Raw genomic sequence first — 12,148 nt, 5'->3', positions numbered from 1 at the left:
GATTTTATCAAATGATAACGTGAACCGGATCCATGACAGCCGGACCGGAATTCATCCGGCATCGAAGTATCCTTCACCACAGAATCGTATAACATAACTTAAACTAATGTCTACCATTATTAATATCAATTTTATTTATATTGTAACAACCAATTATAATGAGCCAGTAAAAGAAAATGATCGCAGGAGGCGAACAGTTTGACAGTCACAGCCATTGTAGGTGCTAATTGGGGAGACGAAGGCAAGGGTAAAATGACGGATGTTCTTGCGGCACAATCTTCGTATGTCGTTCGATTTCAAGGGGGCAGCAATGCCGGCCACACCATTATTAACGATTACGGGAAGTTTTCACTGCACATGCTGCCATCCGGTGTGTTCTATCCGAATATAACGAATATTATCGGTCCAGGGACGGCTCTGGATATGGATGTATTACTGAAGGAGCTGCAAGAGTTGGAAGCTAGGAATGTTCCAAAGCCCAATCTGTTTATATCCGAACGTGCCCAAGTCGTCCTGCCCATTCATCGGCTGCTGGATGAGCTGGAGGAAGAACGACTCGGTGCCCGGGGATTCGGTTCTACCAAACGAGGAATTGCTCCATTCTATGCGGATAAATATGCTAAGCTCGGGATACAGGTCGCTGATCTGTTCCATCCCCATCGACTTCGTGTGCGACTCCAGCAGCTGCTGGATATCAAGAATGTACAGCTTCAGCACCTTTACGGCAGAGATCCGCTAAGCGTGGATGAAATGGTCGATCAGCTTCTCGAGCCTTTCCAATACTTAACTTCTTATATAAAAGACACCACCACGATGCTGCAGCAGGCTTATATCAAAGGCGATCCCATCCTGGTTGAAGGCCAATTAGGAGCACTGCGCGACCCGGATCACGGGATATATCCGTTCTCTACCTCCTCATCTACTCTGGCAGGTTATGCACCAGTAGGTGCCGGGCTCCCGCCGTACGCCATCAGCAATGTCATCGCTGTGGTGAAGGCTTATTCAAGCTGTGTCGGAGCGGGTCCTTTCGTGACCGAACTCCACGGAGATGAAGCCGACGAGCTCCGGCGCCGCGGTGGAGATGCCGGGGAATACGGCGCAACGACCGGCCGGCCCAGACGAATGGGGTGGTTTGATACGGCAGCCACTCGCTATGGGTGTATGGTACAGGGCGCTACGGAGGCCGTACTGACCAATCTGGACGTTCTGGGATACCTGGATGACATTCCAGTATGCGTTGGTTACGAATTAGAGGACGGAAGCATTCTGGATCATTTTCCTGTCACGGCCGATCTGCAATCCGCGAGACCCGTCCTGAGGACGCTCAAAGGCTGGAAGTGTGACCTGTCGGACATCCGATCGTTTGAAGAGCTCCCTGAAGCCGCGCAGCAATATGTGCAGTTTGTTGAATCGTCGATTGGAGTTCCTATCAAGACGATATCCGTCGGTCCAAGACGGGATCAAATTATGATGAGATCATAGACGAGTGGCGTGCATTCACTTGAGCGGCGAAGCTTTTCAGAATCCGCCGGACTCCACCGGGATTACTCAACATCGGCAAATGCCCGGTGTCCAGGCTCTCTACCCCATCCGGGGACAGATTGGCTATCATGGTATCCTGTGTGGATCCTCCAAACTCCTTATCTCGGGTAAGCTTCACATAAAGCTTGGGTATATCGGGAACAGCCACTTGAATCCGATCCGTATAGACTCGGCGTGACTCTGGAACAAACGCTGCTGCTATGCGGGAGGCATGCTCCACCGGCAGGTCACTGCATAGCCCTTTACGGATTGCGAATTCCGGCGGCTTCGTCCCGGCCATTCTTAGAACCCATGGCATGATCACTCTCTGGGGAAACGGAAGAATCGAAACAAACGACCTGCCGCGCCTAGGAATGGCGGCACCGATTGCCACGAATCCTACAGCACGATCGGATAATTGAGCAGCCATCTCCAGAGCAAACACTCCACCCAGAGAATGAGCCACGATTACAAACTTGTCCGTCTTCCACCCTCTCACCTGTTCCGTCATATGAGTTACGTAATCCTCAAGCTTTAGATGATGTCCCGGTGCTGCTGACCCGCTTCGCATAGGGTAATCGACCTCCAAATACGGATGGCCCAGCTCATCTACAACCGAATTCCAAACCCCTCCGTTCAACCCTGCACCATGCACAAACACAAATCCAAGCTCTTGAGACATTTCTTGTTTCATCCTTTATGACTCCCTTCCAATGACTTGTCATGTTCCCGGTTTATCATGAAATCCATCTTCTGGTGATATCGTATCAACTAAATAAGACAGATATTGTCTTATTTAAGGAATAAGATAAAATAAATAAAAAATGATGAGACGAGGCGTGCCATGCAGAAATCCCAGCGTCTGATTCAATTAATGATGATGATCAACGCAAAAAAAACGTTTACCGTTAAAGAGTTGGCCGACGAATTTGGTCTCTCCGTCAGAACCTTGTCCAGAGATCTGGATGAGCTGAGCGTTCTCGGCGTGCCGATCTATTCCGTGCAAGGGCGGGGCGGCGGTTACCGATTGCTGCAGGAGCGGATGCTGCCGCCGATCAGTTTCACGGAAAGCGAAGCGATCGCGATCTTTTTTGCCTGCCAATCCCTGAACGACTTCAGTTCGTTACCGTTCGGTGACGGGGCAGCCGCGGCAATCCACAAGTTCTATCATTACTTGCCCGCAGACATCAAGGAACAGATCAATCGCCTTAAAGACCGCGTCATGATTCACAATTCGTTCCGGCCGATGTCAGCCAACATTCTCCAGACGCTTATGCAAGCTGTAATGGTTCGGCAAGTCGTTACCGTCCACTACCGCTCATCAACCGGAAGCAGCCAGCGGGATATACAACCGATCGGCCTGTATGCAAGCTCGGGCTACTGGTATTGTCCGGCATACTGCTTCACACAAGATGACATCAGGCAATTCAGAGTTGATCGGATGACGGCTGCCAGCCTGAATAAGTCCATCGCCATCCGCGAGGATATCGCCGTCAAGACGCTGAAGAACAAACCGGTAACCAGTGGTTGGGAAATGAAAGAGTTCAAGGTACAATTAACTTCCAAAGGGGTTTGGCAGCTCGAAACGGATACACGGCTCGGTCCCTTTATCCACAAGAACAAGGACGGCAGTGGATCGGTTGAAATTGAAATTCCGGCAGCAGACATTGCGTTCTACTCGGACTATGTTTGGCGGCTGGGAGAGGAAGCAACCATCATCTCACCGACTGAAGCGGTCCAATGGACGTTAGAGAGAATAGAGGCCATGAAGCGAAGATATACATAAAAGACATCGGACAATAGAGATAGCAGACTTTTTAGAATGGCGATAAAGGGGATGGTCTCGTAATGAATTCAGAATTGGAGCATTTAATCCAGCGCATAACGACAGAATTGCAGGGTCTGCCTGGCATTACAGGTGTAGTCCTTGGAGGATCAAGGGCCAAAGGCACCGCCGCAGCGGAATCCGACATCGATATTGGCATTTATTATGATGAATCACAGGGATTCAAGGTGGAGGATGTAGCCAGGGCAGCCAGGAAATTAGACGACGAGCATCGTGATAACATCATCACTTCCCTGGGAGAATGGGGAGCCTGGGTTAACGGGGGCGGCTGGTTAAGGTCAGAAGGCTACCATGTGGATTTCTTATTCCGCGATGTTCACCGCGTGTCACGCATAATTGAGGAATGTTCTGCTGGCATGGTATCAGCCCATTACCAGACCGGACATCCACACGCTTATCTGAATGTTATGTATATGGGGGAAGTTGCAATCTGCCAGATACTGTCTGACCCCGATGATCGGATCAAGACATGGAAAGCCAAAACGATTCCATATCCACCAGCATTAAAGGATGCGATGATCGGCTCTTTTACCTTCGAGGCATCCTTCTCCTTGATGCTTGCGGAAAAAGCAGTATTAATCGATGATATCACTTATGTAACCGGTCACTGCTTCCGCAGTATTTCGTGCCTGAATCAGGTGATCTTCGCCAAAAACGGGCTATACTGTATCAACGAGAAGCGTGCAGTATCCATGATCGAGACCTTTCTCCTCAAGCCTGCGAACTACAAGGATCGATTGGACCAAGTGATTACACTGCTCTCATCCGATATAGAAAAAACAAAACTGGCCTTGTCGCTGCTTCAGGACATCATCTTCGAAACAGAAGCATTGTGAATCAGCAGGCACGCTACTTCTTGTTCATCCATTTATACGACACACGGTCCGCAAACCGTGGGAATAGCTGATACAGCCTTATACCGAATGAAGCAAGCCTTGGAAGATTGAGTTCTTCCTTGCGCTTTCTAACCAGCTTCACAACCTGATCCGCAACATAGTCTGCCTTCATCATAAACCAGCTCACATTCTTGACATACCCGCCTGTTGGATCCGCCAACGAGAAGAACGGGGTATCGATGGGCCCCGGATTGACGGTAGATACCGTAATTCCGGTATGACGCAGCTCCTGTCGCAAGGCATTGCTAAATCCCAGCACAGCATGTTTGGTAGCCGTATAGGAAGTCGATTTGGCCGTTCCGATCTTCCCAGCCATGGACGCGATATTGACGATTTGGCCGTCTCCCCGCTCCAGCATGCCTGGGAGCACGGCTTGGGTGCACCGCACAATGCCCATATAATTCACGTCCATCATGTCCTGGAACTCTTCCACCGGCATGTCCATAATGGCTTCAAACTTGCCATAACCGGCATTGTTGACCAGCACATCGATTCTGCCATGCTGACGTTGAATCCCCTTCATGACGGACTCAACCTGCTCGGAATTCCGGACATCCATTATGGATAATTCATGAGATCCGGATATCCGTTCGCCGACTTCCTGCAGTCGGTCTGCTGAACGTGCGCACAGCACTACATGGGCGCCCTCCGCAGAAAGTTTCTCCGCGATCAAGGCCCCGATTCCGCTCGATGCTCCTGTAACGACAACAACTTTGTTTTTCAGCATGATTTCATTTATCCCTTTCTTCACCGGCAGCAGCTCCCCGTTCACCGATTTAGATGAAGGCCGTTACGTGCACGGTTTGGGTTTACTACTCTTATTTTATGAAATCATGACTTGAATATCCAGCTCTCCGATTCCTTCCATGAAGAGCGGAATGCAAAGCGCCTTTTTCTGAATAAGATTTGACGTACTATCCGACTTCATCACTCTTGGCGGCGTAATATCTACACTCACACCCTGATTCGATAAAATGGTGCTGGCATTGCCGCTGATCATATTACCGAGCTCTGAAATCGCACTCCGGCCCATCTCGTCCATCTCGGTAATGACATAACCGCCCATCATCACGGATACCATCTGCAGCGCTACATGCTCCTGAATTCCAAATACAATATCACCATTCATCTGACCTGTCATGCCGATTTGGATCCAGATATGATTCTCGATATACGCGATCTCTTTGACCCCAAGATTCCCCGTGGAAGGTGAAACCTGTATGACTTGTTCGATTACGTGTCGTGCGGACTCTAAAAAAGGATTGATGACTTCAGCTTTCATTCCTCATTACGCCCCTTTCACTGGGTTGTTGGTCAGGGTCCCAAAGTCCCACCTATTTATTTAAACATTATAATGGATACCTTGTAATAAATCATCACAAAATAGCGACAGCCCCCATGACAACAACTGTCTTGCTATGTCAGATATCGCCTGAAACGCTTTAATACGAAGATAATCCTTTCGCTTAAACGGGCCTTTGGTCTCACCTTTTTTCTATGTCTACTTTACTATTATCGGATGGTTGCCCCATCTTTTAATAATAATTATGCGGAAATTAAAATGTTTTTAAGCTTTTTTAGTCGATAACCGGCAGGTTTGCTCTCTTCATTGCTCCACCGGGGAGAATAACCTATAATTTAAGTAATACAGGTTGCACGCGATCGTAGGAGCGGAAGAACATATCAAGTAAGGAGGAAGGCTATGAACATCAGCCAATTGGAAACGCTAATTACCATCTCCAAAACGATGAGCTTTCGCAAAGCGGGAGAGCTTCTTAATCTGACACAGCCAGCGGTATCCGCTCAGATCAAAAGCCTGGAGGAAGAATTCAAGACGGTACTGGTCGACCGGAGCCAGCCAGTGACGTTAACCGACCGGGGGCAGGTCTTTGTGGATCACGCCGAACAAATCCTCAGCATTGTGGATGAGCTGAAACAGCGGTTATCCGACCTTGACCAAACTCCCCAGGGACATATCCAGTTAGGTACAACTACTTCCATTGCGATTCAAATCCTGCCACGGGTGCTTTCCTACTTTCAGGATCAATTCCCTCATATCAAAACTACCATTCAATCCATGGCTTCCTCACAGATCTATCACAGCGTGGAGAATGGTCTCATCGACATCGGGATCGGCTATCTGATCGAGCGCAATCCCAACTTAAGCACATCCATTCTGTATTACGATACCTTTGAGCTGGTTGTATCTCCACAGCATCCGCTGGCTAAACTGTCTACTGCAAGTATGGACGTACTGGGTGGAACGCCGCTCATTCTGCTTACGCGTGACACCGTCGGCCGACGTTTCGCCGATGACGTGATGAAAAAGCACGGCATCAATCCGCAGGTTGTCATGGAATTGTCCAGCAGCGAGGAAATTAAACGGATGGTCGAGATCAATCTGGGCGCAGCGATCATCTCGAAGCAGTCGGTCTCTACCGAGCTCCGCAACGGCACCCTGCAGATCGTTCCACTCAGCGAGCTTGAAGTCAGCCATCCTGTCGGCGTAATCTATAAGAGCGGGCGATACGTCAGCTCAGCGATGCGTCAATTCCTCAGCGATCTGAAAGGCATGCCGGAAACGCAATTCATCAGCAGTGAATAACGCAAATACAATCCCTAGAGGATCTTAACAACCATTCTATCAACATGAAGGAGGTCCATATGAAATTTGATCTGCACACCCATCACTTCCGCTGCGGTCACGCAGAAGGCAGCATTCGGGATTATATCGACGCTGCGATCGCCGCGGATTTTAAGGTGATTGGGATCTCTGACCATACTCCGTATTTTGGAAGCCCCGAAGATCAACCCTTCCCGGCCATCTCCATGAGGAAAACGGATTTTGAAGGTTATGTCCAAGAGGTTTTGGAATTAAAGCGGGAATACGAAGGGAAAATCAAGGTGCTGCTGGGCATTGAATCCGATTATTTTCCTGACCATGCCCCGGTTTATCAGCAAGCGTTAGCTGCTCACCCTTTTGACTACATCATCGGTTCTATTCATCACGTCAGAGATGTAAGCATCTTTAACAAGAAGCGCTGGAACAACCTGACCCCGGAGCAGCAGATTGCCGATAAAGAGGAATACTTCAATCTGATCCGTCAATCCGCGCGCAGCGGGATGTTCCAGATTATCGCCCACATGGATGCCATGAAAGGCAATTACCCGCCTTTTTCCGATATCATGACCGATGCTGCTATCGATGAAACCTTACGCGTTATCGCAGAATGCGGCTTGGCTATCGAGGTCAACACTTCGGGTAAAACCAAGTTATCCGGCGGCTGGTACCCTTCCCATGCCATACTGGAAGTTGCCCACCACCATGGTGTCGATATTACGTTCGGTTCTGACGCACACAAACCTTCCCGTGTCGGGGATGAGTTCGATGAAGTTGCCAAAGTGCTCAAAGAAATCGGATATAAGGAATGGGTATACTTCGAACAAAAACAGAAGGTGACTGTACCTCTCTAATGGGGTACCCCTTCTGTTTTTTCGTATATACCTATGAAGTTAAGCAAAATAGGCAAAAAAAGTGGACCCGTTTCCGGGTCCAAAACATAATATATATTCTCAAAAGGGGGTCATGTGATAAGTTTAACCTGCGGCTGTTAGAGTTTGATAACAGGTATATTTCATTTGTGTAACAAATTCCAGTTAAACCTTTCATATTGAAATTTTTAGATAGATAACTAAAGATCCTGTCATGTCATTGAGCGTAATGTGAGCATGGTAAGCTCCGGCTTGCACAAGAAACGAAAAGGCAGCCCTGTCGTGCCGATTCCTCTGTTTACATAGAGCTGCATCCCTTGAGAGCCAATATGGTACAGCCCCTGCACATAAAGTTTTGCTCCGGGAGGCGTTATTACCTCACCCACCAAGGGCAGGCGGACCTGGCCCCCATGGCTGTGTCCGGAGAGCTGGACATGGAATGAATACCCAGCCGCAATGTCTCCATAATCCGGCTCATGCATCAGCAGCAGCTTGAACATGCCCTCAGGCAAGTCGCGAGTGGCCGCTATCGGATCCGGATTTCCCCAGATTCCATCGTCCAATCCCACCACCGCGATCACAGCACCGTCCCGCCGCAGCTTCACCGAAGAGTTCCGAAGCACTCTAAACCCGGCCTCCTCCTCCATGTGGGTCAGCTTCTCCACGTCTCCGTAATCATGATTACCCAGTATGGAAAATGAACCAAGAGGGGCCTTGAGCGTGGCAAACGGCTTAATCGCTTCTGTCATATCCTCTGCATGACCATCCACCATATCCCCTGTAAAACAGATCATGTCCGGCTTCTCTGCATGAATCGCTTGCACCACACGTTCCACATCTTTCGCTCCAGTATGAAAACCCAGGTGCAAATCGCTAAAGTGTGCCACTTTCATCCCGTCAAAAGCCTTGGGCAGTGAAGGAAGCCGCACCTCCAGTCGGGTAACCTCCAGCCGATGAGGCTCCCATAGATAGGCGTAGGCCCCGGCTGCAGCGCCTGCTCCGACCACCGTCGATAGACCTGCCTTAAGAAACTGGCGGCGCGACAACGTCTTACGTTGACTAACTCGTTCTGCTCCTTGGCGAGCGGTACCATGCAGCGGTTCTGAGGATGGATTTCTCATATATGGACATCCTCCTATATAATAAAATGAAAGAATACCCGTTTTGCAGCCTTACCCATGACTCATATACATAAACGATCCGAAGAGAAAGGGGTCTTAATTATGACTGTTAACGATTCTATAGCAGCAATAGTTTCGGCACAGCAGCATTTTTTTCATAAAGATATCACCAAGGAAATCGATTTCCGTCTACAGCAGCTGGGGAAACTGCGACAAGCTGTGATAGCCAGAGAAAACGACATCATGGAAGCCCTTCGCAAGGATTTAAACAAGAGCGAGCAGGAGGCCTTCTCCACCGAGATTGGAATTGTCTACAAAGAGCTTTCCTTCATCATAAAGAATCTGAAGCGCTGGGCCAAGCCCAAGCGTGTCAAAACCGCGCTGACGCACGTCGGCAGCAAAGGGATGGTCTATCCCGAGCCATACGGCACCGCGCTGATTATCGCCCCATGGAACTATCCCTGGCAGCTGGCCATCTCTCCGCTCATCGGAGCACTGGCGGCCGGGAATACTGCTATTGTGAAGCCTTCCGAGCTAACACCTAACGTATCGAGGCTGATTACTGCAATGATCGAAGAGACGTTCGATCCCGAATACGTAGCATCTGTCGAGGGAGGACCCGAGGTCAGCACAAGCCTGCTGGAGCAGCCTTTGGATTATATCTTCTTTACCGGCAGCACCCATGTCGGCAAAATTGTCATGGAAGCCGCAGCCAAGCAGTTGACCCCGGTCACACTTGAGCTTGGTGGAAAAAGTCCCTGCATCGTCCATGAGGATGCCCCCCTTGCCTTAGCGGCTTCACGTATCGCTTTTGGCAAATATACGAATGCCGGCCAAACCTGTGTTGCCCCGGATTATATTCTGGTCCACAGCCAGGTGAAGGAGAAGTTCATCTCGCATCTGAAGGATGCCATAACTTCGTTCTATGGCAAGGAACCACTGGCCAACCCCGACTACGGCCGTATTGTGTCGGAGAAGCATTTTGACCGATTATCCGGATTTCTGAACAATGGGACCCTTCGTCACGGCGGAAATACCCTTAGAGATCGCTTGCTCATTGAACCCACCGTGCTGGATGATATCACGTGGGATATGCCCGTGATGGAGGAAGAGATCTTTGGGCCGCTGTGCCCGATCCTGACCTATGACCATCTGCATGAAGCTGTCCAGGCAATTAATGCCCGCCCTAAACCGCTGGCGTTGTACCTGTTCACCGAGAATGAAGACGTGCAGGATTACGTTCTTTCTTCCGTTTCTTTTGGCGGAGGATGTGTGAACGATACGCTGATGCACTTGGCAACGCCCTTCCTTCCGTTCGGGGGTGTCGGGGAGAGCGGCATGGGCTCTTACCATGGAGAATACAGCTTTCATACCTTTTCCCATATGAAGAGTGTGCTCAAACAGACCAACCGGTTTGATTTTAAATTCCGTTACCCTTCAAAAAACGGTCTGGGCATCCTGAAAAAATTAATGAAGCCGTAGGCCCGGCTGTAAGCAAGGCGTCCGTTTCCTTCTACGCCGGCAGAACTGAAAGAGACGCACCAACTTGGTGCGCCTCTTTTTTATTACATGGAAGAATGCTTTCTCCGGTGCGGCATGTTGGCCTTCTTACTCTCTTCGCCGCCATCCAGCATCTCCGAGCCGTCTCCACCCGGTTTAAAGATCCGGCGAAGCGTTCCCAGCATCGACAGCGCGTAGGCTACGGTAATGAAGCTGAATGCAATCTCCAGCACGACCACCAGCCGGGACGTGTTGTCCACAGCGGCTACATCACCATACCCCACCGTCACAAACGTCGCCATGCTGAAATACAGGAAGGTAATGAACTGGCTCAGCAAATCCTGACCGATATTAACACCTTCGAAGGATACACCTCCAAAGAGCTTATAGATGGACATATACACCAACGTGAAGAACAAAATACACATGCCCGCCGCCATGCTTATTCGAACCAGAGTTGTTTTCATATCGACGTGCTGATGAACAGAGTCAGCGATCTTATCAAATATGTACAGCACATAAAAAATAACGGAGCATAACGCAAACAGCAGGATCAAAGCGCGCATGCCGCCTTCTCCGGGCACAATCTTCATGAGATCGATCCACCCGAGCAGATCTTCAACCGACACCAGGGCATAAATGAGCAGCGGGGCTAGCAGCAAAGGCCTGCTGGACCATTTCTTATCCATGCTGTAGAAAAAATAGATCAACAGCAGCAATCCAGTTAAATTGAGCAGCCACATCCACCAGGACATGTTCAGTCCCCTCCTTCGGCTTGGGGCCTGACCAGCAGGCCTTACTATCATCCTATTACCCTCGAAACGGTACTGAAACACCTGGAGGTGGTTGGTAATCGGCGTAATTGGCGTGATGTGTTCATGGCAGCTGGTTCTCAAGACACTTTACGAGTCTAACGATTCTCCTCCATCCAGCGCACCGCATAATCCACCATGGCCCGTTGTTCAGCCAAGATGCATTTCGCCTTGCCTACACGGCCATGCTTGTATGCTTCCCTGCATTCAACTTCAAATGCTGTTCCCAAGGCTTCGAAATCATCGGAATGGTAGGTGATGTCCTGGAATGCTTCCCATTCCGTTCTCCCCTGCACTCTGCGTACCGGGGCATGGGCGGTAACTATCCTCTTTCCTTCCCAATCGGCGCGATATTCGCTAAGGTGGAATGATGTGTTATTGCCATAACCGCTCCCCAGCATCAGCACGTAGGCTCCTGTCTCATATAAACGCGCTAAAGGCGAGGTCTCTCCCAGGCTATAATCAAGCGCATGAGGATGCATGAGTGACTCTGCGTTCCTGCCGCGGGCAGCAAACGAGACATGAGGATGAGCGCTGCGGATAACGCCTTCCTGCTTCCGGAACACCTCCGGTATAATCCCCATGCCCGTAGTGACCGTCATATCGGGATGATAGGGCGGCATGCCCTCGCGGATCAGCTCCCACCATTTCGGGTCCGCCGGAGGATTTCCCCACGTCTCAGGATTGGTCAAGTTCGCAGATTGTGTCGGCATGACCAGTGTCCCTTCTTCGCCCAACACCTCCTCCAGCGCCAGTATGACTGCCTCTGGACCGCCAACAACCCACCCCCCAATGCTTTTGAGCGAGGAATGGACAAGCAAGGTCATTCCCTTCTGTACGCCCAGAATCATCAAGTCATCGCTTATGTCTTGTATCGTAATCGGTCTTTCTATAATCAACCTAACTCACCTCTGTTTAAATATCCGTAAAACACATGAATTATATCACACATTAAAAAAG

12 protein-coding genes are annotated in these 12,148 nt (G+C 49.8%); 6 read left to right on the top strand and 6 right to left on the bottom strand.

The features are described 5' to 3' along the window. Positions 1–198: 198 nt before the first annotated feature. Positions 199–1,482, top strand: a complete 1,284-nt coding sequence (locus tag M2277_RS20090; RefSeq protein ID WP_152826636.1) for an adenylosuccinate synthase — start codon at positions 199–201, stop codon at positions 1,480–1,482. On the opposite strand, the gene M2277_RS20085 is transcribed toward M2277_RS20090, so the two are convergent. Then, the gene (locus tag M2277_RS20085; RefSeq protein ID WP_063477727.1) at positions 1,466–2,215 is read right to left on the bottom strand and encodes an alpha/beta fold hydrolase; all 750 of its coding nucleotides are present in this window, start codon (positions 2,213–2,215) and stop codon (positions 1,466–1,468) included. The genes M2277_RS20090 and M2277_RS20085 overlap by 17 nt on opposite strands. A 150-nt stretch (positions 2,216–2,365) precedes the next feature. Here M2277_RS20085 and M2277_RS20080 point away from each other — a divergent pair, with 150 nt between their 5' ends. Both M2277_RS20080 and M2277_RS20075 read left to right on the top strand, forming a co-directional pair. Next, on the top strand, positions 2,366–3,307 hold the full coding sequence (locus M2277_RS20080) for a helix-turn-helix transcriptional regulator (RefSeq protein ID WP_280755425.1): 942 nt from the start codon (positions 2,366–2,368) through the stop codon (positions 3,305–3,307). A 62-nt stretch (positions 3,308–3,369) separates the two neighbouring features. Next, positions 3,370–4,203, top strand: a complete 834-nt coding sequence (locus tag M2277_RS20075; protein WP_280755424.1) for a nucleotidyltransferase domain-containing protein — start codon at positions 3,370–3,372, stop codon at positions 4,201–4,203. Positions 4,204–4,216: 13 nt separating this feature from the next. Here M2277_RS20075 and M2277_RS20070 read toward each other — a convergent pair whose 3' ends face one another. Both M2277_RS20070 and M2277_RS20065 read right to left on the bottom strand, forming a co-directional pair. Beyond that, positions 4,217–4,990 carry an SDR family NAD(P)-dependent oxidoreductase gene (locus M2277_RS20070; RefSeq protein WP_280755474.1) on the bottom strand — a complete coding sequence of 258 codons (774 nt, stop codon included), beginning with the start codon at positions 4,988–4,990 and terminating at the stop codon, positions 4,217–4,219. Positions 4,991–5,086: 96 nt separating this feature from the next. Next, a complete protein-coding gene (locus tag M2277_RS20065) occupies positions 5,087–5,545 on the bottom strand; it encodes a chemotaxis protein CheX (protein ID WP_006212576.1) in 459 nt (152 codons plus the stop codon). 420 nt (positions 5,546–5,965) lie between these two features. Between M2277_RS20065 and M2277_RS20060 the strand changes: the two genes are divergently transcribed. Both M2277_RS20060 and M2277_RS20055 read left to right on the top strand, forming a co-directional pair. Beyond that, positions 5,966–6,868, top strand: coding sequence for a LysR family transcriptional regulator (locus tag M2277_RS20060; RefSeq protein ID WP_006212577.1), 903 nt, complete (start codon positions 5,966–5,968; stop codon positions 6,866–6,868). Positions 6,869–6,927: 59 nt separating this feature from the next. Then, complete coding sequence (locus M2277_RS20055; protein WP_006212578.1) at positions 6,928–7,737, top strand: histidinol-phosphatase; 810 nt, start codon at positions 6,928–6,930, stop codon at positions 7,735–7,737. A gap of 230 nt (positions 7,738–7,967) precedes the next feature. Here the strand turns inward: M2277_RS20055 and M2277_RS20050 are convergent, their stop codons facing one another. Then, entirely contained in the window at positions 7,968–8,876 is a 909-nt protein-coding gene (locus M2277_RS20050) for a metallophosphoesterase (RefSeq protein ID WP_280755423.1), read from the bottom strand. 102 nt (positions 8,877–8,978) lie between these two features. Here M2277_RS20050 and M2277_RS20045 point away from each other — a divergent pair, with 102 nt between their 5' ends. Beyond that, entirely contained in the window at positions 8,979–10,358 is a 1,380-nt protein-coding gene (locus M2277_RS20045) for an aldehyde dehydrogenase (protein ID WP_006212582.1), read from the top strand. An 83-nt stretch (positions 10,359–10,441) separates the two neighbouring features. Here M2277_RS20045 and M2277_RS20040 read toward each other — a convergent pair whose 3' ends face one another. Together M2277_RS20040 and M2277_RS20035 are read right to left on the bottom strand one after the other, a co-directional pair. Further along, on the bottom strand, positions 10,442–11,131 hold the full coding sequence (locus M2277_RS20040; RefSeq protein ID WP_006212583.1) for a potassium channel family protein: 690 nt from the start codon (positions 11,129–11,131) through the stop codon (positions 10,442–10,444). Positions 11,132–11,286: 155 nt separating this feature from the next. Further along, on the bottom strand, positions 11,287–12,087 hold the full coding sequence (locus M2277_RS20035; RefSeq protein ID WP_063477732.1) for an AAC(3) family N-acetyltransferase: 801 nt from the start codon (positions 12,085–12,087) through the stop codon (positions 11,287–11,289). Between the last annotated feature and the right edge of the window lie 61 nt (positions 12,088–12,148).

This window comes from Paenibacillus sp. LBL (genome assembly GCF_029893715.1).
In the GTDB taxonomy this organism is placed as follows: Bacteria; Bacillota; Bacilli; order Paenibacillales; family Paenibacillaceae; genus Paenibacillus_AQ; species Paenibacillus_AQ glucanolyticus.
This window is presented reverse-complemented; position numbering and strand designations above follow the sequence as displayed.